This is a genomic window from Streptomyces katrae (genome assembly GCF_000717655.1).
In the GTDB taxonomy this organism is placed as follows: domain Bacteria; phylum Actinomycetota; class Actinomycetes; order Streptomycetales; family Streptomycetaceae; genus Streptomyces; species Streptomyces katrae_B.
Genome location: NZ_JNZY01000047.1, coordinates 17,841 through 41,571, shown reverse-complemented (window position 1 = coordinate 41,571; position 23,731 = coordinate 17,841). Strand labels below are relative to the sequence as shown.

The 23,731-nt window shown below is 72.1% G+C and carries 22 protein-coding genes and 2 pseudogenes; 20 read left to right on the top strand and 4 right to left on the bottom strand.

Annotated features, from left to right (window positions below):
- Positions 1–285 precede the first annotated feature (285 nt).
- From IF09_RS0135145 to IF09_RS0135135, 3 genes are all read left to right on the top strand, one after another.
- Positions 286–1,398 (top strand): bifunctional DNA primase/polymerase, encoded by a 1,113-nt coding sequence (locus IF09_RS0135145; protein WP_030302886.1) that lies wholly within the window; start codon positions 286–288, stop codon positions 1,396–1,398.
- A 101-nt stretch (positions 1,399–1,499) separates the two neighbouring features.
- A complete protein-coding gene (locus IF09_RS0135140; RefSeq protein ID WP_418953097.1) occupies positions 1,500–2,942 on the top strand; it encodes a DNA primase family protein in 1,443 nt (480 codons plus the stop codon).
- Positions 2,939–3,328 (top strand): DUF6009 family protein, encoded by a 390-nt coding sequence (locus IF09_RS0135135; protein WP_030302882.1) that lies wholly within the window; start codon positions 2,939–2,941, stop codon positions 3,326–3,328. Before IF09_RS0135140 ends, IF09_RS0135135 begins: the two co-directional genes overlap by 4 nt.
- A 224-nt stretch (positions 3,329–3,552) precedes the next feature.
- Here IF09_RS0135135 and IF09_RS0135130 read toward each other — a convergent pair whose 3' ends face one another.
- A complete protein-coding gene (locus tag IF09_RS0135130) occupies positions 3,553–4,575 on the bottom strand; it encodes a ScbA/BarX family gamma-butyrolactone biosynthesis protein (protein ID WP_030302880.1) in 1,023 nt (340 codons plus the stop codon).
- 281 nt (positions 4,576–4,856) lie between these two features.
- On the opposite strand from IF09_RS0135130, the gene IF09_RS0135125 reads away from it, so the two are divergent.
- Entirely contained in the window at positions 4,857–6,176 is a 1,320-nt protein-coding gene (locus tag IF09_RS0135125) for a cytochrome P450 family protein (protein WP_063607468.1), read from the top strand.
- Here IF09_RS0135125 and IF09_RS0135120 read toward each other — a convergent pair.
- Entirely contained in the window at positions 6,103–7,044 is a 942-nt protein-coding gene (locus IF09_RS0135120; protein ID WP_030302876.1) for an NAD-dependent epimerase/dehydratase family protein, read from the bottom strand. The two genes, IF09_RS0135125 and IF09_RS0135120, sit on opposite strands and share 74 nt — an antisense overlap.
- Before the next feature lie 160 nt (positions 7,045–7,204).
- On the opposite strand from IF09_RS0135120, the gene IF09_RS0135115 reads away from it, so the two are divergent.
- The 8 genes from IF09_RS0135115 to IF09_RS0135080 all read left to right on the top strand — a co-directional run bounded on the left by IF09_RS0135115 (position 7,205) and on the right by IF09_RS0135080 (position 15,682).
- Complete coding sequence (locus tag IF09_RS0135115; protein WP_037636883.1) at positions 7,205–7,879, top strand: ScbR family autoregulator-binding transcription factor; 675 nt, start codon at positions 7,205–7,207, stop codon at positions 7,877–7,879.
- A 418-nt stretch (positions 7,880–8,297) separates the two neighbouring features.
- Positions 8,298–8,948 (top strand): ScbR family autoregulator-binding transcription factor, encoded by a 651-nt coding sequence (locus IF09_RS0135110; RefSeq protein ID WP_234321269.1) that lies wholly within the window; start codon positions 8,298–8,300, stop codon positions 8,946–8,948.
- A gap of 313 nt (positions 8,949–9,261) precedes the next feature.
- Positions 9,262–10,125, top strand: a complete 864-nt coding sequence (locus tag IF09_RS0135105; RefSeq protein ID WP_030302870.1) for an AfsR/SARP family transcriptional regulator — start codon at positions 9,262–9,264, stop codon at positions 10,123–10,125.
- Positions 10,126–10,213: 88 nt separating this feature from the next.
- Entirely contained in the window at positions 10,214–10,918 is a 705-nt protein-coding gene (locus tag IF09_RS0135100; protein ID WP_158710140.1) for a ScbR family autoregulator-binding transcription factor, read from the top strand.
- Positions 10,919–10,951: 33 nt separating this feature from the next.
- Entirely contained in the window at positions 10,952–11,827 is an 876-nt protein-coding gene (locus tag IF09_RS0135095; RefSeq protein WP_051833468.1) for a phosphopantetheine-binding protein, read from the top strand.
- Between the two features lie 33 nt (positions 11,828–11,860).
- On the top strand, positions 11,861–13,762 hold the full coding sequence (locus tag IF09_RS0135090) for a polyketide synthase (protein ID WP_030302865.1): 1,902 nt from the start codon (positions 11,861–11,863) through the stop codon (positions 13,760–13,762).
- A complete protein-coding gene (locus IF09_RS0135085) occupies positions 13,759–14,580 on the top strand; it encodes a 4'-phosphopantetheinyl transferase family protein (RefSeq protein ID WP_030302863.1) in 822 nt (273 codons plus the stop codon). The genes IF09_RS0135090 and IF09_RS0135085 overlap by 4 nt, the downstream gene beginning before the upstream one ends.
- A gap of 196 nt (positions 14,581–14,776) precedes the next feature.
- The gene (locus IF09_RS0135080; protein WP_030302861.1) at positions 14,777–15,682 is read left to right on the top strand and encodes an MBL fold metallo-hydrolase; all 906 of its coding nucleotides are present in this window, start codon (positions 14,777–14,779) and stop codon (positions 15,680–15,682) included.
- A gap of 65 nt (positions 15,683–15,747) precedes the next feature.
- Here IF09_RS0135080 and IF09_RS41120 read toward each other — a convergent pair whose 3' ends face one another.
- Entirely contained in the window at positions 15,748–16,827 is a 1,080-nt protein-coding gene (locus tag IF09_RS41120; RefSeq protein WP_234321268.1) for an AfsR/SARP family transcriptional regulator, read from the bottom strand.
- A 245-nt stretch (positions 16,828–17,072) separates the two neighbouring features.
- Between IF09_RS41120 and IF09_RS0135070 the strand changes: the two genes are divergently transcribed.
- From IF09_RS0135070 to IF09_RS45210, 8 genes and pseudogenes are all read left to right on the top strand, one after another.
- Positions 17,073–17,894, top strand: coding sequence for an AfsR/SARP family transcriptional regulator (locus IF09_RS0135070; RefSeq protein WP_030302856.1), 822 nt, complete (start codon positions 17,073–17,075; stop codon positions 17,892–17,894).
- A gap of 177 nt (positions 17,895–18,071) precedes the next feature.
- A complete protein-coding gene (locus IF09_RS0135065; RefSeq protein WP_051833465.1) occupies positions 18,072–18,842 on the top strand; it encodes a thioesterase II family protein in 771 nt (256 codons plus the stop codon).
- Positions 18,839–20,104 carry a beta-ketoacyl-[acyl-carrier-protein] synthase family protein gene (locus IF09_RS0135060; protein ID WP_030302853.1) on the top strand — a complete coding sequence of 422 codons (1,266 nt, stop codon included), beginning with the start codon at positions 18,839–18,841 and terminating at the stop codon, positions 20,102–20,104. The genes IF09_RS0135065 and IF09_RS0135060 overlap by 4 nt, the downstream gene beginning before the upstream one ends.
- Positions 20,101–21,372: a ketosynthase chain-length factor gene (locus tag IF09_RS0135055; protein WP_030302851.1), complete on the top strand. Its 1,272-nt coding sequence runs from the start codon at positions 20,101–20,103 to the stop codon at positions 21,370–21,372. The genes IF09_RS0135060 and IF09_RS0135055 overlap by 4 nt, the downstream gene beginning before the upstream one ends.
- A 46-nt stretch (positions 21,373–21,418) precedes the next feature.
- Entirely contained in the window at positions 21,419–21,682 is a 264-nt protein-coding gene (locus IF09_RS0135050) for an acyl carrier protein (protein WP_030302849.1), read from the top strand.
- A gap of 4 nt (positions 21,683–21,686) precedes the next feature.
- A pseudogene (locus IF09_RS48140) lies at positions 21,687–21,794 on the top strand (FAD-dependent monooxygenase); the annotation flags it as partial.
- 136 nt (positions 21,795–21,930) lie between these two features.
- Positions 21,931–22,509 (top strand): annotated as a pseudogene (locus IF09_RS45215) (FAD-dependent monooxygenase); the annotation flags it as partial.
- Complete coding sequence (locus tag IF09_RS45210; protein ID WP_051833462.1) at positions 22,497–22,859, top strand: FAD-dependent monooxygenase; 363 nt, start codon at positions 22,497–22,499, stop codon at positions 22,857–22,859. The pseudogene IF09_RS45215 and the gene IF09_RS45210, both read left to right, overlap by 13 nt.
- A 259-nt stretch (positions 22,860–23,118) precedes the next feature.
- On the opposite strand, the gene IF09_RS0135040 is transcribed toward IF09_RS45210, so the two are convergent.
- A complete protein-coding gene (locus IF09_RS0135040) occupies positions 23,119–23,580 on the bottom strand; it encodes a nuclear transport factor 2 family protein (protein WP_030302847.1) in 462 nt (153 codons plus the stop codon).
- Positions 23,581–23,731: the final 151 nt, after the last annotated feature.

Sequence of the window (23,731 nt, the reverse complement as noted above, 5' to 3'; positions counted from 1 at the left end):
GAGACATTGGCGTGCGTGTGCGTGTGTGCGCGTGTGCGTCATATATAGGCGACTTGAGTCGCTTGGGTCGCTGTTCTGTCTTGCGCAGGCCTGTGACCTGGTGTTCTGTGAGCTGCTCGGCGAGCGACTGAAAGAGATTCGGTAGCTGACCGCTCAGTCGCTCGGTCGCTGGGGCTCCCTGTGGACACGTACACCTGTTCTGGCTCACATGCCTCTCGTCCCTCAGGGGTTTCGCTAATCTGATTTTGGGCGTTGAGTCGCTTCAGTCGCTGATGGGGGAAGTGAATGGCAGCTGAGCTGCGGGTTTCGCGCAGCGACCCATGGCAGTTCACCAGAGCTGCAACGGTCGCATCGCAGCCTCTGACGACTGCCAGATGGTGTGCGCGTCAGGGGTGGCCGGTTCATCCCCTTGCCCCGGGCCGCAAGACGCCGGTGGGCAACTGCGACGCGTGCCGCGTCCCGGGCCACAACCGCGGAGCGTGCGAGTGTCTGCGGGCCGGTGGCTGGTGCCACGGATTCCATGCAGCCACGCTCGACTTCGAACGGATCGAGCAGTGGTGGGGCGCCCGCCCCGGGTTCGGGGTCGGCGTCGCCACGGGCCCCGCAGGCCTGGTCGTCATCGACATCGACGCGCACGCGCGCGAACTCCCCGACCGCGAACGGCTGCTGCCCGGCGTCGGGATATCCGACACGGTCGACCTGACCGGGCTGGCCAACGGCTTCCACACGCTGGGAGTGCTGGCGGCGCTGCGCGGCGCAGCCAGTCCGGCCGACGACGAGTCGACCCTGCGCGTGCGCACGCCCTCCGGGGGCATGCACGTGTGGTACCGCAACGCCGGAGGCCACCGGTGGCAGTGTTCCGCGGGATCGGGCGGTGGCCGGGCCTTGGCCTGGCAGGTCGACGTACGGGCGCACGGCGGCTACATCGTGGCTCCGGGGACCGTGACCCCGGCGGGCGTCTACCGGCCCGTGGGGGCCACGCGCGTGCCCGCGCCGCTGCCGGCCTGGCTCGCCCGGGAGCTGGAGCGCACCGGGCACCTGCCCTCCGCGGCCGCCCACGGGCCCCGCCCCGTGCCGCCCCGCGCCCGGCAGGCCGTGATCGCGGCGGGCGGGGGCCGCGGCGGGCCGGAGCGGGTCCTGGCCGGAGTGCTCGCCGAAGTCGCCGCCTGCGCCGCCGTACCCGAAGGGGCCGCTTTCTCCGAGAAGTTGAACCGCGCCGCCTTCACGGCCGGAGGACTGGTCGCCGGGGGGCTCGCCGGCGAGGCCGAGGTCCTGCGGGCCCTGCAGGAGGCGGCCGAGCTGGCCCGCCCCGGGCAGGGGCACCGCTGCCGCGCCATCATCCGCGGCGGCCTCAGCGCGGGACTGGTACGTCCGCTGACCCTCCGAGGCCGCGTGTGAGCGTCGAGAACGACAGCATGCTGTCCGGCTTCGACGTGCAGGCCGTCGCCGCCCAGATCCTTGCGCAGCCCGTACCGGCCCCCAGGGAGTCGGTGGAGTCCATGGAGGCTTCTGCCGGCCGGGAGGCGGCCGGCGCTGCCCCGGCGGCGGCCGGCGAGGCGACGGCGGACGGGCTGCTGCCGGACACGCTCACCGACCGCGGCAACGCCAAGCTGTTCGTCAAGCTCTACCGCAACGACTACCGGCACGTTCCCGGGATCGGCTGGTTCCGCTGGGACGGCACGCGCTGGCAGATCGACGAGGACGACACCGTGATGTGGTCCGCGGGCGACCTCGCGGAGTCCATCGCGACCGCCGACCCCCGGGGCATTTACACCCCCGCCGCGCTCCAGCAGCACCGCCGCCGCACGCTCAGCACCAGCGGGATGAACGCGATGCTCACCCAGGCGAAGTCCGCCCCGGGCATGGTGCTCAACGCGGCCCGGCTGGACGCCGATCCGTACGCGCTGTGCACCCCCGCGGGCGTCGTGGACCTGCGCACCGGGCACATACGCCCGGCCGAGCCCACGAAGGACTTCCACTCCCGCTCCACCTCGGCCGCGCCGCAGCCGATGCCCACGCCGCGCTGGAACAGCTTCCTGTCGGACACCTTCGGCGAGGGGCCGGAGGGCGCGGAGATGATCGACTTCCTGCAGCTGCTGCTCGGCTACTCCGTCACCGGAGACGTCGGCGCCCAGGTCATGCCGTTCCTGTTCGGGTCCGGCAAGAACGGCAAGTCCGTGCTGCTCGACGTCCTGATGAAGCTGCTCGGGGACTACGCGGACGCGGCGCCCCCCGGGTTCCTGATGTCACGGCCGTACGAGGGGCACCCGACCGACCTCGCGGAGCTGCACGGCCGGCGCGTGATCGTGTGCAGCGAGGTCAAGCCGGGCGACCGCTTCGACGAGGCCCGCGTCAAACTGCTCACCGGCGGCGACCGCATCAAGGCCCGCAGGATGCGCCAGGACTTCTTCAGCTTCGAGCCGACGCACAAGATGTGGCTGCTGGGCAACCACCGGCCCGAAGTGGGAACCGGCGGGTTCGCGTTCTGGCGGCGGATGCGGCTGATCCCGTTCGAGCGGGTCGTCTCCGACGACCGCAAGATAGACAACCTGGCGGACATCCTCGTCACCCAGGAGGGCCCGGGCATCCTCAACTGGCTCATCGAGGGCGCCCGTCGGTACGTCGGCGGCGACAAGGACCTCACGGGCCCCGAGCGGGTGCGCATCGCGACCACGGCGTACGCGGAGACCGAGGACCACACCGGGCGTTTCATCGGCGAGACCTGCCGCCTCGAGGCCGATCTACGGGCGGAGCAAGCGCAGCTGTACGCGGCCTACAGGGGCTGGTGCCAGAATGAGGGGGCCCCGGCGATCTCTTCCCGGGCCTTCGCGGCACGCGTCCGCGAGGTGGTGGGACTGGCCTCGCCGAAGGAAATGATCCTGTCCAACCAGCGCAAGTACTACCCGGGCATCGGCCTGCTCGCGGACGAGGAGACAGCATGAGCGCCCTCATCGCAGAAGACGAGATCGTCCACGAAGTGGACCTCGTCTGGCTCGAGGACATCAGCCGGCTCGACTACGTCCGCCAGAGCCTGGACCGGCTGCCGACCCGGCGCGGCAGGCCCGCGTACCACCGTGACGGCCGGATGGTCGGGTATGCCCTCCTAGGGCCGAAGGCCAAGCCGTCGCGCTCCTCCGGCACCTTCCGGCGGCGGGTGTTCTGGCTGCTGCCGCACGACCGGGACACCGCCCCCGACGGGCTGTACGCGCGGGGGGCGCCGGCCGAGGCCGTGGACGCCCGGACGCTGGCGCCGGGCATCAAGGGGCACAAGACCGAGCGCTCGGAGGGCGGCCCCATGTCCTCGGCAATGAAAGAACTGCTTCCGTGATTCGGCTACAAGGTGCCAGGCTCTCTGGGCAGGGTTTTCCCGTCGACCTCGATGATGCGAACGGCATCAGGTGCAGGTAGACGGGTGCGGTAGGGGCTTGTACCCGCGCCCGTGATCGTCCCGACCTCGCAGCCATACGCAATGCCGCCCAGTACGGCGGCCATCCGGAAAGCAGCCGACGGACCCGCCGCTCGACGAGCTAGAAGCTGACGCGGCTGCGGTGGCTACACGAAACGAGAAACCGGCGCGCTCACGGAGTCCGGGTGGCTGACATGGCCGGAGATCAGAGCGGTGAAGACGGTCTGATCGTTCTGCCAGCCAGTGACCTGAATGCTCGGCATGTCGGCGGGGGACATGGGCGCGGCGCTCGCCTCGATCCAGACGGGAGTGTCGAACTCCGCGTACCGCTGGAAGTCGGTGCAGATGGAGGACGGAGTCAGCGACGCCGGGTAGCACAAGGCTCCGGCAGCCTGCCGCGCGGCTTCGAGGAGCACCATGCCCGGGAAGTGGTCGCCGTCGTGGTCGAACAGGATGGGATGCCGCGGATCCGGGTCGAGCAGCCAGCGGTTGGCCTGATCAGTGGGGGAAAGCACCACGTCACTGGGCAGGGCCCTGCCCACAGTGGCCGGCAGGACCTTGATGTCCGGCTGGAGGCGCGAGTGCCGGGTGGTGCTCCCCGCCGCTCCCCGCAGCCTCCGGTAGGTCGTCTCGGACACGCAGGCGAAGCGGCCGCCACCGACGGCGCACAGCAGGCCGTCCCGCTCGATACTGATTTCCATGCGGAACTCCGCGAGCCGCTTGCCCCTGCGAACCACGTCGGTACAGGTGGCAAGCAGGCTCAAGTCGCTCGGACCGGGCCCGATCCTCATGTTCTCCGGGTGTGTGGTGACGTTCAGGTCCCACAGGAGGAAGTGGTGGCCCAGGGGAACGCCGAGTTCGGAGTGGGCGAGGAACAGGCCAGCCTGCCGAATGGTTTCCGCAGCCTGCATCGAGTCATGGCGGACCCCGTCTGTGCTGATGAAGAACGTATGGGCGCGGGGCCACTGGCCGGTGAGGGCGAAGTTGTTCTCGTCCAGCTTCTCGCAGCCGGTGAGGAAGACCTCGGCGTGGCTGGCGCGGTGGACGTACTCGCGAGGGACTGTGGTGGTCAGACGCGGCAGTGCGTGAGTGCCTGTCCGGATTACGGATCTGCGCGCAACCTGTCGAGGTATCCCGAGATCTTCCTCTTGGATCGAGAGGATGCTCATGCTCGCACCGCCTATCTCCACCGTCTGCGATGGGTTGTCGGATGGCTCAGGAGTTCCGGGCCATAAGATACAGACTCACCGGTTTTTTTCCTAGGCTGAAAAGTGTGATGGCTTGGAGGGCTGGAAGCGGTCATAGAAGTGGTAGGAGCGCTTCCGCTTGGGACCTTCCCGACTTCAGGGCCCCGGGGGTAGGCGGCATGACGCCTTGAAAAACCGGGGAGCCGGTTTTATTCTTACACGCGGTCCGCAAGTCCTGACCCCCGTTTTCCCTGGAGACCCCGATGCCTCGTCAGCAGCAGTGCCCGTACGCGATTGACCCGTCAGGCAAGGACGTCCACGGTGAGGCCGCGCACCTGCGCGCACAGGGCCCCGTGGCGCGGGTAGAGCTGCCCGGCGGCGTCGAGGCGTGGGCGGTGACCGACCGCGAAGTGATCAAGAAACTGCTGACCGACCCGCGTGTGTCGAAGGACGCCCATCAGCACTGGCCCGCCTGGATCAACGGCGAAATAGCGCAGACCTGGCCCCTGGCCATCTGGGTCTCGGTCGAGAACATGGTGACGGCCTACGGCCCGGAGCACACGCGCCTGCGCAAGCTCGTGTCCGCGGCGTTCACCGCCCGGCGCACCGCTCTGCTGCGTCCGCGCATCGAGCGGATCGCGCAGGACCTGCTCGATGCGCTCGCGCAGCTTCCGTCCGACAGCCCGGTCGATCTGCGCAAGGAGTTCGCCGAGTACCTCCCCGCCTTGGTGCTCGCCGAACTGTTCGGCATCCCCGATGAGTTCCGCGCCGCGCTGCGCAAGATCATCACCGGCTTCTTCGACACGGCTGTGTCGCTGGAGGAGGCGCAGCAGAACGGGATCGACCTCTACGTGACGATGAGCAGCCTCATCGCCCTCAAGCGCAGCCAGCCGGGTGACGATCTGACCAGTGCCCTGATCGCGGTGCGGGACGAGGACGGAACCCAGCTGACCGAGAAGGAGTTGGTGGACAACCTGATTCTGCTCTACACCGCGGGCTACGAGCCCATGGTGAACTTGCTGGCCAACGCGATCGCCCTGCTGCTGACCAACCCGGGGGAGCTCGCCCTGGTCCGATCCGGCGATGCCGTCTGGGAAGACGTGGTCGAGGAGACCCTGCGCGTGGAGACGCCCGGGGCGAACGGACTCCTGCGCTACGCGGTCGAGGATCTGGAGATCGGCGACACCGTAATCCGCAAAGGTGAGCCGCTCGTCATCTCCTTCATTGCGGTCGGCCGCGACGCCGCCGTGCACGGGGACGGCGCGGACCGCTTCAACGCGTCCCGGTCCACCCGCCGTGACCACCTCGCCTTCGGTCACGGAACGCATTACTGCCTCGGCGCCCCGCTCGCCCGGCTGGAAGCGCAGATCGCCCTGAGCGAGCTATTCAGCCGCTTCCCGGACCTCTCCCTCGCCGTCCCGGCAGAGCAGCTGCGCCCGCTCGAGTCGTTCATTTCCAACGGACACCGAGAGCTGCCCGTACTGCTCGGGCTCGACGCCGGGGCGTCGTTCACCGGCCCGGCGCAGGATCAGGTCGCAGCAGCTCCCGGTACCAGGGAAGATGTGCCGGCAGGCCATCTGTAGGCGAGGGGCCCGGGTCGCAGTCCAGCAGGCGCCAGATGTCGGCACTGGCGAACCAGTGGTCCACCAGCAGCATGTCGAGGTGGTGCAGGGCTTGGGGCGCGCCGGCCGCACGTGCCCTGGCCTGCTGGGCGTCCAGTGTCCCGGGCGCGGACACATCCAGGTGTTTCCGCACCAGGTCCATCAGTGCCGCAGCCTGGATGGGCACGGGGTGGTTCGCGTGGTGCACGCCTGCGACGTTCCGGTCCGTGAGCGCGGCCGCGACCGCTGCGGACGCCAGGGCGCCCGCGTCCACCGCGGAGTGCACCGACGGGCAGTCCACTCCTGCGCGCAGGTACCGCAGCAGTCCGGCCAGGCCGGGGATCACCCAGCGGTCGCCGGTGCCGTAGACGAGGTGCGGGCGCAGCACCGTGCCGCCCGCCCGCAGGACGTGCTGCTCGGCGGCTGCGCGGGTGTGACTGGTCGGGGAGCCGGGCCGGACCGGCAGGGTGTGCGCCTCGGCCTCCCGGAACGGGCCCCGCCCGTAAACGGAGGCCGTGCTCACGTAGACTACGCGCCGCACGCCCTGCTGGAGTGCAGCATCGACGAGGGCATGCGTGCCCTGGTCGTTCACCGTGTGCAGGGTCTGCGCGTCGCCGCTCACGGCGGAGGCGCAGTGGATCACGGCGTCGATGCCCTCGCACAACTGGCGCAGGGACGAGGGGTCCCGTAGGTCTGCTGAGACGGAGTGGATCCGGTCGGCGGACGATGGCTCGAAGGCGGCTCGGTGTCGCATCAGCCGAAGGCGGACATCCGGTTGCGAACGTGCAGCTCGCACCACATGCCGTCCGATGAACCCACTGGCACCGGAAACAAGGATGTTCTGGGGCATGTTTCGGGCTCCTGGGGTGGGTCGCTGGCGTTCGAGATGACCGAATATGACACATGCGTGCCAACCAGCTTGTGAAAATACGGACTACCTGGTTTTGTTTCTAGAGGGGGGTGGATCTACGTCTTGTAAAATCCCAACTGCTACAACCTCTGGAGGCCTCGTGGCGCGACAGGAGCGCGCGATCCGCACCAAGCTCGCGATCTTGAAGGCGGCGGCGGCGGTATTCGACGAGCGCGGCTATGAAGCTGCCACCATCGGCGAGGTCCTGACCAGGGCGGGCGTCACGAAGGGAGCCTTGTACTTCCACTTTCCTTCCAAGCAGGCGCTTGCGGAGGGTGTGCTCCGTCAGCAGTTCGCGGCCGTTTCCATCCCTCCCAGCGCATGCCGGCTGCAGTCGCTCGTCGACACCGGGTTGATGGTCGCCTATCAGATGCGGCGCGACCCGATGGTCAGTGCCGTGGCCCGGCTGTCCCTGGAACAGGACATGCGTGCGGAATTCGGGATCACGGCCCTCACCGAGTGGATCAAGGCGACCGAGTACCTGCTCACCGAAGCCGCTGAGCAGGGTGAGCTGCTGCCGCATGTCGTGCCGGCCGACACGGCCTGGCTCTTTTCCGGGGCCTGGACCGGCGTGCAGATCTATTCGACGATGCTTGCGGGCCGAGAGGACCTGGAGGCCCGTGTGGTCTCGCTTTTCGAGCATCTGCTGCCCAGCATTGCGGTGCCCGCCGTGCTGAACAGCCTGGTCATCTCCGTTGACCGGGCTCTGGAGCTCGGCGCCGAGAGCGAGCGCCTTGCTGCCGAGGCCGCCGAGGCCGCCGAGGCGGACGCCTGACCGGCGGTCCTCCCTCGATGTTCCGAAACGCCGTGGCCCAACCGGCCGCGGCGCTCTCGCATGTCCGGTGACAGTCTCCACCGCTCCTCGAGCGAAACTCCAGTGGCACTGCCTTAGCTGAGTGCCGGATGGCGCGCGGAGCCCTGCGTTGGGGGAACCGTCGACCCGGCAACCCGCATCCCGCACTTCGTATCGCACGCGGGCAGGCTTTGGCGGTATCCATCCACGACTGAACTTGCGGCGAGTCATGCATGGCGACAAAAACCGCACGAGCGGTTTGTTAGAGTGCTGCACGGAGCGGGCTCGCATCTTGGGGAGAGGCCTATCGTGGCTGTGAGGGGTGGTGCCGAGGCGCCATCAGGAAGCAGCTCCCTCGCGCAGCTCCGCGGCACACCCACGCCGCCTGCCCTGCGCAGGCGTGGCATCCCTCGCAGTGACGGAGCAGTCGATGGTCAAACAGGAGCGCGCGGCGCGCACGCGTGAAGCGCTGATCCGGTCCGCAGCCGAGGTCTTCAATCGGGAGGGCTTCTCGGTGGCGTCGCTCACCATGATCAGTGCTCTGGCCGGGGTGAGCAACGGGGCGCTGCACTTCCACTTCGCGAGCAAGGCCATACTGGCGGACGCCGTCGAGGAGGAGGCGGTCACCCGACTGCTGGCCGTCACCGACGCCGTGCACCCTCCCGCGGCGAGCCGCGTGCAGCTTCTGGTCGACGTCACCCACGGGCTCGCCGCGGCGCTGCGCACCGATGTGGTGCTGCGGGCCGGCTTCGAGCTGAGTGGGGAGACCTCCCGAGTGCCGCAGTCCGACCTGCGCGAGTGCTGGCAGATGTGGGTCGAGGAGACCCTGAAACAGGCTGACGCCGAGGGCCATTTGCGCCCGGAGGTGGCGGCCCGGGACGTGGTGAGCGCCGTCGTGGCCGCGACCGTGGGCTTCGAGGTGCTCGGCGCCCGCGACGCGATGTGGCTCTCGGCGTCCACGGTCACCCGGTTCTGGCGGCTCTTGCTGCCGACGCTCGTACCGGCTCCCCTTCTCGCGGACCTCGAGGCCGAGGGCGCCCGCGCGCTGTAGCGGACGGGACGACTGCGCCCCGGCCCTTCTGCATCCGTGCGGAGGGCCGGGGCTTTTGCGTGCCGGGGCCCGCCCGCCGGGTGAGACCGGCCGGTCTGTTTTTGTCCGCCTCGGTCCGTTCTGGAGGGGATGTGGAGCATGACCAAAGGTAGCTCGTGTCCCTCGCGGACGGTGATTTAGCAGGTCAGAGCGGATTTTCGAGGAATCGTTAGAGGGGCTAAGCAATGAAAACAGCACGGTCGGTTTCGTATTGACAAACCGCCGGTCCTGTTTTTTACTGAGGTCGGCTCATCCACGGACAGGGGAGTACGGCGTGGACATCGAAGTACTGGGCACACTGGCGGTTCGGGAGCATGGAGTCTCCGTTACGCCAACGGCCCCCAAGCCGCGACAGGTGCTGGCGCTGTTGGCACTCCATGCCGACCAGGTCGTGCCGGTCTCGGCTCTGATCGAGGAACTGTGGGCGGGAACACCGCCGCGCAGTGCCCGCACCACGCTGCAGACCTACGTACTGCAGCTGCGGGCCCTCATCGCGACCGCACTGGAGCACGGCGCGGCCGCAGGCGAAGGCGAAGGTGCCGGGGGCACCGCGGGCGGTGCGGAGCGGCGCACCGCCAAGGACGTGCTCGTCACGCTGCCCGGCGGCTACCTGCTCAACAGCGGCGGCGGCACCAGCGACGTCCGCGAGTTCGACCGGCTCGCCGGCATCGGCTACCGGGCGATGGACGCGGGCGACTTCCCGGGCGCGGCCCGGCAGCTGCGCGAGGCGCTCGCCCTGTGGTCGGGACCGGCCTTCGCTGACGTGCACGGCGGGATCCAGCTGGACATGGAGGCCCGGCGGCTCGAGGAGACCCGGCTCTGCGCGCTCGACCAGCGCATCGAGGCCGATCTGCGGCTCGGCCGGCACCGCGAGCTGCTCGCCGAACTGACCGTGCTGGCCAGCCGCTACCGCACCCACGAGAACCTGCACGGCCAGTTCATGCTGGCCCTGCACCGCTCCGGCCGCCGAGGCGAGGCCCTCGACGTCTACCAGCGGCTGCGCGCCACCCTGGTGCGCGAACTCGGGCTCGAGCCGTCGGCCGCGTTGCGCCGGCTGCAGCGCTCGATCCTGATGGCCAGCCCCGAGAGTCCGGTGGCCACGGAAACGAACAGCGAGCGACTCGTACGCGTGGGCTGAGATGGCCCTGCGCGATACGAGGCACGCGGCCGCGATCGGCTCGCCGGGCCGGACGCGCGCCCGGACCACGGGCCGAGGAGGCAGCGCGATGCAGGACAGGTCGGAGCGGACCCGCAGGAAGCTCGTGCATGCGGGAGCCGAGATGTTCCACCGCAACGGCTATGCGAACGCGACGCTGGGAGAGATCGCCGCGTTCGCCGGAGTGACCAAGGGGGCGCTGTACTTCCACTTCGCCTCCAAAGACGAACTGGCGGAGGCGGTCCAGCGGCGCGGCTGCGAGCTGCTGCACGAGTCGGTGCGCGAACTGCGCGCATCCGGCCTCTCTCCGCTCCAGACGCTGATCAACACGACGCACTGGCTCGCGCTCAACCTGCGCGAGGAGCCGGCGATCCCGGCCAGCTTCCGCATCACCAAGGAGTGCGCGGGACTGCCGGCGCTCGCCACCGACTTCCACCGGATCTGGCTCGCGGAGGTCTGCGGACTGCTGCGCCAGGCCCGCGACGCGGGTGAACTGCGCGCCGAGGGCCGCTGGGAGAGCATCGAGTCGCTGGTCGCCGCGGCGAGCTGCGGGATCGAGTCACTGGCCGGCACCGGGATGCCGTACGCCGAGCTCCAGCGCCGAGTGGCCGGGGTGTGGTCGCTGCTGCTGCCCTGCCTGGTGCCCGAGGGCGCGGAGAAGAGCTTCCGCGTCGGGATGCCGGGCAGCGATCCCGCACCCCGCCTCGTGGGCGAAGCCCTCGGCGAACCCACGGCCCGCCGGACCCGGCCGGTGTTCTCGGGCAGCACCGCGTGACCGTGTGCCACCGACGACTTGGAGGAGCCTGCGATGACGAATGAACACTCTGCGGACGTACTGACGGACCTCATCGGCGTGCTCGGCGACGTGCTGCGGATCAAGCCGGAGAAGATCGACCCCGAGCAGACGTTCCAGTCCATGGGGCTCGACTCCCTGCTGGTCGTGGAGTTCGTGGCCGTGGTCAACGCCCGGTACGGGCTGCGGGTGCTGGCGACCGACCTGTACGACTTCCCGACGCCGGCGTCCTTCGCGCGCGAGGTCGCGCGGGCGGCGAGCAGCGCGGCCGCGGCCCCAGTCTCCGCCCCCCTCGCCCACGCCATGGCCGCAGCTGCGCCGGTCGCGGCCGCCGTCCCCGCCGCCACGGCCACCGCCGCCGCCGTTGCCGGCCCGGCGCCGGCCACGGGCCTCGAGCGGCAGGTGCCGGCAGCGGCGGCGGCGACCAGGATCGCGGAGGTGCTGCGGGAGCAGCTCGCGGGGATCCTGTGCTGCGACCCCTGGGACATCGACACCACCGCAGCGTTCAACGTGCTCGGTGTGGACTCCATCGTGGGCGCGGAGTTCATCGCGGTCGTCAACCGCACCTTCGGTCTCCAGGAGCGGTCGGTACTGCTCTACGAGCACCCCAACCTCGCTGCCATGGCCGCATACATCGCGGCGCACACCGGGGCGGCCGCGCAGGACTTCGCCCCTGCTCCGGCGGCCCCCGGGAGCCCCGTTCCCCAGGCGCCGGAGCCGGCGTTCCGCCCGGCCGCCGGGCCGCTGTCCGCCGCCCCCGCCCGCACGAGCGCCGCAGCCCCTGCGGCACGGCCCCTGCCGGGCGGCGATCTCGACGTCCTGCTGGACGCGATCCGCGACGACCGGCTCACCGTGGACGAGGCACTCGTCCTGCTCGCCCGGCGCGGCTGAAGCTGTTTCACCTTTGAGAAGGAGCGCGTCCAGATGGACGAGAAGGAAGTCCTGACCCGGTTCAAGAACGGCCATCTGGACCGGGCCCAGGTGGCCGCTCTGCTGACCGGCGCCGTGGGCGGCGCCGGCGCCACCCACGGTTCGGGGCCCGTGGTCTTCGCACTGCCGGAGGCCTGGCCGCAGGAGGACGCCGAGGAGCCGTCCCCGGCCGCGGCACACCCGGATGCCGGCCGCAGTGCGGATTCCGCGCCCGCCGGGCCGATCGCGGTGGTCGGGATGGCCGGCCGCTACCCGGGCGCCCCCGACCTCGCCTCCTTCTGGCGGCACGCGCGCGGCGGGCACGACAGCGCCTCCGAGCCACCGTCCGGCCGGCCCGGCGCCGAGCGGGGGCACTACCTGGAGCGCGTACAGGACTTCGACCCGGAGTTCTTCGGGATCGACGCGCACGAGGCCGCCCTGATCGACCCCCAGGAGCGGCTGTTCCTGGAGACCGCCTGGGAGGCCCTCGAGGACGCCGGCTGCACCGGCGGCCGCCTGGACGCCCTGACCGCACGCGACGGGACGCCGCGCAGCGTCGGGGTGTTCACCGGCGCCGGCAGCGGTGACTACGTCCTGCTCGCGGCCCGGACGTGGACGCCCGAGCGGCCCCGGCCGCTGCCCCCGCGCGGCCAGTGGAGCCTGCCCAACCGGCTTTCCGCCCTGCTCGGCCTCACCGGCCCCAGCCAGTCGGTCGACACCGCCGAATCCTCCGTGCTCGTCGCCCTCCATCTCGCCGTCGCCGCCCTGCACCGCGGCGAATGCGCCGCCGCGCTCGTCGGCGGGGTCCGGCTGCTGCTGCACCCGTCCAGCCGGCACCCCGGCGCGGGCGAAGGCGTCGGCGCGCTGCTGCTCAAGCCCCTGGCCCGGGCGCTGGCCGACGGGGACAGCGTCCACTGCGTGGTCCGCGGCAGCGCGGTCGGCCACACCGCCCCCGATCCGTCGGCAGCCGGACCCGGCCGCAGGTCCCGGACAGCCGACGCCCGTACGGGGGCCGCCGCGCGCGCCGCCGCCGCCCTGCGCGAGTCCTGCGCCGACCGCGGTACACAGCCCGAGGCCCCGGCGGACGCCCCCGCGCAGCGGGTCCTGCGCGAAGCCCTGCGCGCGGCCGGGGTGGACGCGTCGGCCGTCGCCGTCCGCGAGAACGCCGGATCCGTACGCGCCCTCGTCGGCGACGCCGGCCCCGCGACGGGGGCCGCCGCCCTGACCCGGGCCGTGCTCCAGCTGCGCCACCGGATCCTGGCGCCCGGCCCCGGCCGCGCCGAGGCGGAGCCCTGGGGGAGCGGGGAGAGCGGGGACAGCGCGCCCCGCCGGATCTGTGTCGGTGTGCGCGGGGCCGGCGGCGCGGACGCGCAGGTGGTCCTGGAGGAGTACGTGCCGGCCCCCGCCGCCGGATCCGCCCCGGACCGGGTTCCCGCGGCCGGAGAGCTGTTCGTGCTGTCCGCCCCTACCCCCGCCCACCTGGCCGCCACCGCACGGCGGTTCGCCGAGCTGCTCGGCGGCCCGGGCCCGGTGCCCCCGCTCGAGGCGCTCGCCCGCGCCCTGCGCACCGGCCGGGCCGCCATGGACTGCCGGTTCGCGGCCGTCGTCGCCGACACCGGCGAACTGGTGCGGGTCCTGGAGCGGTTCGTACGGGAGGGCGCCCCCTGCGCCGATCTGCGGGACGGCGGCGCCGACCCGCTGGGGCTGGGCGGCGTACCGGAGACGGACGGGTACCTCGCCGCGCTCTGGCAGGCCGGGCACCTGCACCAGCTGCGCGGCCTGTGGCTGTCCGGGCTCGACGTCGACTGGACCGCGCTCGAACCGGCCCACGGGGCAGCCACCGTGGCCGTACCGCTGCCCGCATCCGCATTCCTGCGCGTACCGCTGTGGCTGGGCGGCGAGGAGGGTCCGGCATGACCACGCTGTCTTCCGTCGCGCCGGGGCAGGGGGAGAACGAGCCGGCCCCGGTCAACCTGTGGTTCTGCCCCAACGAGGACCTCGCGCCCGGGATCGCCGCCACCCTGGCCTCGTACTGGCTCGACGAGAACGAGCAGCAGGTGGCCAGCCGCTTCCTGTTCGAACGCGACCGCCGCCAGTACCTCGTCGCCCACGCCCTGGTGCGCCGGGTGCTGGCTCTGGAGACCGGCATTCCCGAGGCCGAGGCGATCATCTGGCGCTCCTCGCGCGGCCGGCCGTTCCTCCAGACGCCCGCCGGAGGCCTGCCGCGCGGCGCCGACACGCTGGACTTCAACCTCTCGCACGCCAACGCGTACAACCTGCTGGGCGTGTCCCGGGGCCTGCGCATCGGGGTCGACGTCGAGCGGCTCGACCGCGGTGAGCGCGGCCTGGAGAGCATCATCGCCACGTTCTCCCGCGAGGAGCAGGAGTGGATCGCCCGTGCGGCCCCCGGGCGGCCGCGCGACCGGCGCGTCCTGCGCCTGTGGACCCTGAAGGAGGCGTACTCCAAGGCCCGCGGGCTGGGACTCGGCCTGCCCTTCGACTCCTTCGTGTTCACCCTGGCCGAGGACCGGGGCGTCCTCTCCTTCCGGCCGCCCGCCGACGACTCGGCGGCGCGCTGGCGGTTCCTCGAGGTCGAGCCGGTGCCCGAGGTGCTGGCGGCGGTCGCGGTCGAGGTCGACGACACGCGGCCGCCGGCCGTCCACCTGCACCACGGATTCCCGTGGGGGCGCGCCGCGCCGCGCCGCCTGGTCCTTCCGGAACTCGCCGGGGTCTGACGGTCCGCGCGGCCCGCCGTGGGAAATCCGGTGGCGCAAATGATTTCCTTGGAAATCCGCTCGACATTCGTTCGAGAGGGGTCGGGAAAACCGAACCGGAGTCCGGAATCCGGCGAAGATCGAGGGAAAATCGAGCGGCGCGGCGGCGCGGAGACCGAGAATTCCTCTTCCGGATCTTCGTAGAAAGAGGTGGCCCGTGGACGCCAAGAGCGCCGTCATCGAGGTGGCCGAGGGCGTCCACGCGTACGTCCAGCCCGAGGGCGGCTGGTGCCTGAACAACGCCGGCATCCTCAGCGACGGCGGACACAGCGCGCTCGTCGACACCGCCGCCACCGAGAGCCGGGCCCGGCAGCTGCGCCGGGCCGCGCTGCGCCTGGCACCGCGGCCGCCGCGCGCCGTGGTCAACACGCACTTCCACGGCGACCACACCTACGGCAACTTCGTCTTCCCCGAAGCCCTGACCATCGGCCACGAGCGCACCCGGGCCATGGTCCGGGCGGCAGGGCTGCACATGGCCGGACTGTGGCCGGACGTCTGCTGGGGCGACATCGAGGTCACTCCGCCCGAACTGACCTTCCGGGACCGTACGACCCTCCACGTGGGCGACATCCGGGCCGAGCTCGTGCACATCGGCCCGGCGGCCCACACCACCGACGACACGATCGTCTGGCTGCCCGACCAGGGCGTGCTGTTCACCGGCGACCTCGTGATGAACGGGGTCACGCCGTTCTGCGTCATGGGGTCGGTGACGGGCTCCCTGCGCGCGCTGGACCGGCTGCGCGCACTGGGCGCCACCACGGTCGTCCCCGGCCACGGCCCGGTCGGCGGCCCGGAGCTCCTCGACGCCAACGAGGCCTACCTGCGCTGGATCCAGCGCCTCGCCCAGGAGGGCGCCGCAGCCGGCGCGACCCCGCTCGAGCTGGCGCGTGCCACCGACCTCGGCCCCTGGGCCGAGCTGCTGGACAACGAGCGCCTGCTGCCCAACCTCCACCGCGGATACGCCGAGGAACAGGGCCTGCCCGAGGGATCGCCGCTGGACGTCGGAGCCCTGTTCCAGGAGATGACCGCGTACCACGGCCGCCCCTCGGAGTGCCTCGCCTGAGCCCGCGCACGAAACCCCCTGCCGCAGACCGCCGGCAGGGGGTTTCGCGAACGGACGCGCGCGGGTCAGACGAGCTGCCCGCCCGGCACCGGAACGGCGGCCAGCAGGTTGAAACGCCGGATCAGTGCCTCCTGCTCGCGGCTGAGCGACTCGATCCGGTCGCCGAGACGGGCGATCTCGCGGCCGAGTTCGAGCAGGGCCGCCTCATGGTCCGGCGAGGCGGCCGGCGGAGCCGGGGCGAGCGGCGCGAGCGGCGCGAGCGGGGCGAGCGGCGCGAGCGGGGCGAGCGGAACGGGCGGGGTGAGCGGGACCAGCGGGGCGGGCTGAGGGACCGCGAGCGACGGCGCATGGTGCAGGATCGCCTCCATGCGCTCGCGCAGGGCCGGCCCGGGCTCGACGCCGAGCTCGTCCACCAGCCGCCGGCGGGCCCGCTCGTAGACGCCCAGCGCCTCCGTCTGCCGGCCGCACCGGTACAGGGCCAGCATGTGGAGGTCGTAGAGCCGCTCGCGCATGGGGTGGCCGGCCGTCAGCCGTTCCAGATCCCGGGTGATCTCGGCATGGCGCCCGCTGCGCAACTTCGCGTCATACAGCGTCTCCAGTGTGGTCAGCCGGAGCTCCTCCAGCCGGTCCGCCTCCACCGTGCAGATGGGCCCCTGCGTACTGCCCTCCAGTGCCGGGCCGCGCCACAGGGCGAGGGCCCCGCGCAGCAGTTCGGCCGCGTGCACGGGGTCGGAGCCGAGCGCCGCGCGGCCCTCGGCGGACAGCCGGTGGAAGCGCTGGGCGTCGGCGGTGGCCCGGCCCGGGTGCAGCAGATAGCCCATCGAACGGGTCGCGATCCACTCGTGGCCGCCCGCGTCCGGAGCCCCGCCCTGCAGGAGCCGGCGCAGCCGGGCCACGTGGGCCTGCAGCGCGTTGGCGGCGCTCACGGGCGGGCGGTCGCCCCACAGTTCGTGGATGAGCCGGTCGGCGGACAGCACATGGCCCGCCCGGACCACCAGGGCGCCGAGCAGCGCCCGCTGCTTGGAGCCGGAGGGCACGATGCACGCCCCCGTACGCCGGTCGAACACCTCGACCGGGCCCAGGATGCGGAAGTCCACCCCTGCGTCGCCGGGTACGTCCCGGGCACTGTGCGCGCCGAAATCCATGGTGCCTCCTCCCGGCGATCTCGCGGGATCTGCGGAAAGACACGAAGACCGGCGGCGGTGGGAAATGGCGCCGGTTTTAATCCCCTGAGCGGAATCTACCACCGTGTTTTCAACCTGCAACCGCCTTGGACGGAGGGCGGCTCGACAGCTGCTCGAGAATTCGGGGGCGCGGCACTGGATCCCGCTAGCGTGCCGGAGTCGAGGGCTGAAAATCGATGAGAACTCGACAAAATACGGAGGAGACCGTGCAGATTCAGGTTCTGGGTCCGTTGAGTGCCGAGGTCAACGGGGGCTCGATTGTTCCGACGGCCGGCAAGCCGCGCCAGATCCTGGCGCTGCTCGCGCTCTACCCGGGGCGGGTGATGCCCGTACAGACCCTCATGGAGGAGATCTGGGGCACCGAGCTCCCGCAGAGCGCGCTCACCACCCTGCAGACGTACATCCTGCAGCTGCGCAGGAGGCTGGGCACCGCCATGGGCCCGGGGGTCCCGGGCAGCGCCAAGGACGTGCTCGCGACGCGGCACGGCGGCTACTTGCTGCAGATTCCGCCGGACGCGGTCGACGTCCACGCGTACGAGACGCTCGTGGCCGGCGGGCAGAACGCGTATGAGGAGGGGGACGACGAGCGCGCGGCGGACATGCTGCGCAGGGCGCTCGGACTGTGGAACGGTCCGGCGCTGGTCGACGTACGGGTGGGGCCGATCCTCGAGATCGAGGTCATGCGCCTCGAGGAGAGCCGGCTCGTGACCGTCGAGCGGCGCATCGACGCGGACCTGCGCCTGGGCCGCCACGTCGAGGTCATCGCCGAGCTGACCGAGCTGATCGCCCGGCATCCGCAGCACGAGGGCCTGCACTCGCAGGCCATGGTCGCGCTGTACCGCTCCGGCCGCCAGGCCACGGCCCTGGACGTCTACCGCAGGCTGCGCAACCGCCTGATAGACGATTTGGGCGTGGAGCCGTCCCCCCAGCTGCAGCGCCTGCACCAGGCGATGCTGACGGTGGATCCGGCGCTGGACGTGGTGGCGGGCCCGCGCCGCGGATCGACGTTCGACCTGTACGCGGCCTAGGGGTGTCGTCGAAGTAGCGTCGTCCGCCTCGCGGGGGAGCCGAGGCGGGCGGCCGTCCGCCTCGGCTCCCCGCCGGACCGAACCCTTCCTCCGTCCCCTGCACACCGATTCGAGCCGGTCTCCAGCGAGGTCGGTGAGGGTCGAGGTCTACGTGGGTTCGGTTCCTGGGAGGTGGCAATGGGCGACAGGCAGGCCGTACGGCTGCACTGCTTCGCACATGCGGGGGCCGGAGTGTCCTCGTTCTACCGGTGGGACAGGCTCGCCGGGAGCGGGGTGAAGACCACGTCCTGGCTGCTGCCTGGACGCGACGAGCGGCGCCGCGAGATCCGGCTGACCGGCCGTGAAGAGCTCCTGGCCGACCTCAAGCCGCTGTTCGAGCAGATCGCCGACGAGCCCGGCACCCCCTACATCCTCTACGGGCACAGCCTCGGCGCGACGGTCGCCCTCACGGTCGCCCACGTCGCGCTGGAACAAGGGCTGCCGATGCCCGCACTGCTGGCCGTCGGGGCCAGCCCGCCGCCGGACACCCCGGCCGTCTTCGCGGACTCCGCGGAACTGCCGGAGGCGGAACTGCTGCGCGTCCTGGACCGGTTCGACGCACTGCCGCCCGGCGTGCAGCCCGGGGACATCTGGTTCCGGTCCGTCTTCCCCGTGCTCCGCGCCGATCTCCGGCTCGCCCGCAACCTGCGGGCCGCCGCCACCGGGCCGGCCACGCCCGGACCCGTGCCCGTGCCGCTGCTCGCGGTCACCGGCCACCAGGACCCCCTCGTCGGCGCCGAGGCCGCCGAGGGCTGGCGCCGCTGGACCACCGGACGGTTCGTCCAGCGGACCGTGCCCGGCGACCACTTCTTCGTCCGGGGCGGCGAACTGCCCCGGATGCTCGGCCGGGCCGCCCACATCGTGCAGCGCGGCCACCGCGACCAGACAGGACAGGGGGAAGGGCGATGAGACGAGTCGTCATCACGGGCATCGGGGTGGTGGCCCCGGGCCGCCCGGGCACCAAGGAATTCTGGTCGCTGCTGACCGACGGCCGTACGGCCACCCGCGCCATCACCCTCTTCGACGCCTCCGGCTTCCGCTCCCGGATCGCCGCCGAGGCCGACTTCGACCCGCAGGAATCCGGGCTCACCGCCGAGCAGGCCGGGCGCCTGGACCGCGCCGCCCAGTTCGCCGTCGTCAGCGCCCGCGAGGCCCTCGCCGACAGCGGCCTGGCCGGCTCCTACGACGCCACGCGCACCGGGGTCACCCTCGGCAGCGCACTGGGCTGCACCACCAGCCTCGACGCCGAGTACGGGGTCGTCAGCGAGCAGGGCAGCCGTACGCTCGTCGACCACACCAAGGCCGTGCCCCACCTGTACGACCACTTCGTCCCCAGCTCGATGGCCGCCGAGGTGGCCCGTACCGTCGGTGCCCAGGGGCCCGTGGCGCTGGTGTCCACCGGATGCACCTCCGGTCTCGACGCGATCGGGCACGCCGTCGACCTCGTCCGCGAGGGCAGCGCCGACGTGATGGTCACCGGCGCGGCCGAGGCGCCCATCACGCCGATCACCGCCGCCTGCTTCGACGCCATCCGCGCCACCTCCACGCGCAACGACGAGCCGGAGACCGCCTCCCGGCCCTTCGACCGCACCCGCAACGGGTTCGTCCTGGGGGAGGGCTCGGCCGTCCTCGTCATCGAGGAGTACGAGCACGCCCGCAGCCGCGGCGCGCACGTCTACGCCGAGATCTCCGGCTTCGCCTCGCGCAGCAACGCGTACCACATGACCGGACTGCGCCCCGACGGAGCAGAGATGGCCGCCGCCATCACGGCCGCGCTCGACGAGGCGCAGCTGCTGCCCGAACACATCGACTACATCAATGCGCACGGCTCCGGCACCAAGCAGAACGACAAGCACGAGACCGAGGCCTTCAAGCTCAGCCTGGGCCGGCGCGCGTACGAGGTCCCCGTCAGCTCCATCAAGTCGATGATCGGGCACTCGCTCGGCGCGATCGGGGCCCTCGAAGTGGCCGCCTGCGCCCTCGCCATCGAGCACGACACGGTCCCGCCGACGGCGAACCTGCACGAGCCCGACCCGGCCTGCGACCTCGACTACACCCCGTTGACCGCCCGCAGCCGGCGCACCGACGCGGTGCTGACCGTCGGCAGCGGCTTCGGAGGGTTCCAGAGCGCGATGATCCTGACCAGCCCGAACCTGAAGGCGGACCGATGAACACCGCTGTCGCCGCCCCCGCCCCGGCCGCTTCCGCCGCCTCGGGTTCCCGCACCGCGGCGCCCGTCGTCACCGGCATCGGTGTCGCCGCCCCCAACGGGCTGGGCACCGAGGCCTGGTGGTCCGCCGTCCTGCGCGGCGAATCGGGCATCCGCCCCGTCAGCCGCTTCGACGCGAGCGGCTATCCGGCGAAGCTGGCCGGGGAGGTCCCCGGATTCGTCGACGCCGACCACGTCTCCAGCCGGCTGCTGCCGCAGACCGACCGCGTCACCCGGCTCTCGCTCGCCGCGGCCAAGGAGGCGCTCGACGACGCCGGGGCCGACCCCGCGCAGCTGCCCGACTACGCCGCGGGCGTGGTCACCGCCAACTCCTTCGGCGGCTTCGACTTCGGCCAGCAGGAGCTCCAGGCGCTGTGGAGCAAGGGCGGCCAGCACGTCTCGGCGTACCAGTCCTTCGCCTGGTTCTACGCCGTCAACAGCGGCCAGATCTCCATCCGGCACGGCCTGCGCGGAGCCTCCGGAGTGATCGTCTCCGAGCAGGCCGGCGGCCTCGACGCCATGGCCCACGCCCGCCGCCAGATCCGCAAGGGCGCCGAGCTCGTCGTCACCGGCGGCCTCGACTCCGCGCTGTGCTCCTGGGGCTGGGCCGCCTACCTGGCCGGCGGGGGGCTCACCGACCGGGAGGACCCGGCCCGCGCCTACCTGCCCTTCTCCCAGGATGCGAGCGGCCACGTGGCCGGCGAGGGCGGAGCCCTCCTCGTCCTCGAGGGCGCCGAGGAGGCCCGCCGGCGCGGCGCCCGCGTCTACGGGAGCATCGCCGGGCACGCCGCAACCTTCGACGCCGACGGGACCTCCCGGCTCGGCGTGGCCGCGGAGCTCGCCCTCGCCGATGCGGGCGTGCACCCCGACGAGGTCGACGTCGTCTTCGCCGACGCGGCGGGCGAGCGCGGCGCCGACCGCGCCGAAGCGGCGGCGATCACCGCACTGTTCGGCCCGCGCGGGGTGCCCGTCACCGCGCCCAAGTCGATGACCGGGCGGCTCGCCGCCGGCGGCGCGGCCCTCGACGTGGCCGCCGCCCTGCTCGCCCTGCGCGACCAGGTGATCCCGCCGACGACCGGGACCGAGATCCCGGCCGACGACTGCCCGCTGAACCTGGTCACCGGAGCGGCCAGCCCCGCCCTGGGGATGCCGTTGCGGACCGCGCTCGTACTGGCCCGCGGCCACGGCGGCTTCAACTCCGCCGTCGTCGTCCGCGCCGCGGGCGCCTGACCCGCACCCACCCCACTCACATCACCCGCCAGAACAGAGGGAGACCATGGAACAGCTGCAACTCGACGACCTGAAGCGCATCCTGCGCGAGTGCGCGGGCGAGGACGAGGGCGTCGACCTCGACGGCGACGTCCTGGACCTGAGCTGGTTCGAGCTGGGCTACGACTCGCTGGCCGTCCTGCAGACCACCGGATACATCGAGCGCGAGTACGACGTCCTGCTCGACGAGGAGGGCCTCGACGACGCGGACACCCCGCGCCGCTACCTCGCCATGGTCAACGAGATGCTGGCAGCCCGGGCCGCGGTCTGAGCCGGTGGGTGAAGAGCTCGACACCGACGTCTGCGTCATAGGCGCCGGCCCCGCCGGGCTCGCGCTGACGCTCATGCTGCTGCGTTCCGGCATCCGCGTGCCACTCGTCGAGCGCTCCACCGGGTCGGAACGCCCGAATACGCCCAGTATGCGGACGCTCCTCCGCCTTGCGATGCACCGCATCCGACGCCGCGCGCTGATCCACCGGGGATTACGGGACAGACAGCCCTTAGCCCGGCGTCCTCGCCGGAGCAGCGGCCCGCGGGGCGGCGAGCCTGCGCGGTGTCCAGGTCGTCGAGCGCGAGCAGGTGCTGCTCGACATCGACTACGGGCGCCTGCCCGCCCCGTACGACCACCTGCTCGCCCTCCCGCAGCCGCACGTGCTGCAGGAACTCCTGGCCGCCTGCCGCAGGCTGCCCGGCTTCATCCCTCTCGAGGGGCACCGGATCGCCGCGCTCCCGGAGAAGCGGCCCGGCAGCCCCTGCGAGGGAGCTGTGGTGCACGGCCCCGACCGGGCGCGGGTCACCGTACGGGCCGCCGTGGTCGTCGGCGCCGACGGCCGGTCCTCCAAGACGCGTGCCCTCGCGGGCATCGACGCGGGCCGCACGTCGTTCGCCCGCGACGTGGTGCGGTTCTCGCTGCACGCACCCCCCCGGGCCACCGGGCGGGTACGGGTGCACCGCGGGCCGGACAGCGCCGTCCTGGTCCACGACACCCACCCCGACCGGATCGGGGCGGGGCCCGCGCCGCCGGGCGCGGCATCGGGGAGAACCGGCGGGAGCCGGCCGGGCTGCTGCACGCCCGGCCCGGCTCCATGGCCGGCCTGACCGTGCTCGACGTGTCCGCCTCGCCCGCCCGGGAGTGGGTGCGCGACGGGCTCGTCCTCGTCGGCGACAGCGCGCACACGCACGGTCCGCTCGGCGCCCGGGGCATCGACCCGGCCCTGCAGGACGCCGCCGCGCTGCACCCCGTACTCGTGGCCGCGCTGCACGCGGGGGAGCCCACCGCGCAGCGGCTCGCCGCCTATCGGGAGCGGCGGGCCCCGGCGGCCTCGGCCGTGCACCGGATGCAGGTCGTGCAGAGCCGGGCGGTGTTCGGCGGGGGGCCGCCGGCCGCAGCGCTGCTGCGGGCCCGCGCGGCGGGATCGTCACCCGCGCCCCGTTCGGCGCGAGGATGACGCGGCGGTTCGCGCACGGCCCCGACCCGGCCGGGGTCCGCACCGACCTGTTCACCGTCCTGCCCGATCTGCAGGACGGGACTTCGACGGCACCCGCTAAGGGCTGTCTGTAATCCCCGGTGGATCAGCGCGCGGCGTCGGATGCGGTGCATCGCAAGGCGGAGGAGCGTCCGCATACTGGGCGTATTCGGGCGTTGCGACAACGCGGCGAGGCGGCGTAGCCGGCGTCATGCGCCCGCCGGGGATTGCGGGACAGCCCTTAGAGGTCGTCGCGGGTGACCAGGCGGTGGGCGACCTGCCAGGTGCCGGCCGCGTGGACCAGCACGTCCTCCATCACGCACACCCGGTGCACCTTCGACTCACCGCCGCGCGGGGTCAGGTACACCAGGGCGTAGCTGCGGGTGTGCAGCGAGCCGTCCGGCTGCGGCTGCACGTCGAGCATGCCGAGCCAGTGCCGGAACCGCTCACCGCTGGTCGCATGGAGTTCGGCGTTGCGCCGGACGTTCGAGGCGAGGGCCGCGCGGCCGACCACCGGCGCCGGCAGCGTCGGCACGTCGAACACGGCGTCCTCGGTGAACGTCCGCGCCCACGGCTCGGCCTCGAAGGAGTCGAAGAGCTGCATCTGGCGGGAGTAGAACTGCTGGACCTCCGCGTACAGCAGGCCGAACTCCCGCCCCTGGGGCGGGCGGGGGGACGCCTCGGTGGCGATCGTCGCGGTCATCGCGGGACTCCGTTCTTCGGTTCCCGAACAGCTTCTGCGGCGCAGATCGAGCATTCTTCGAAGACTCCTCAAGCGTTCCTGCCCAGGCTGGGCCAACAGGGTCTAGGGGTGCCGCCGCAGCCGCGGCCGCCCCTTCGGGAGCCAGGAGGAC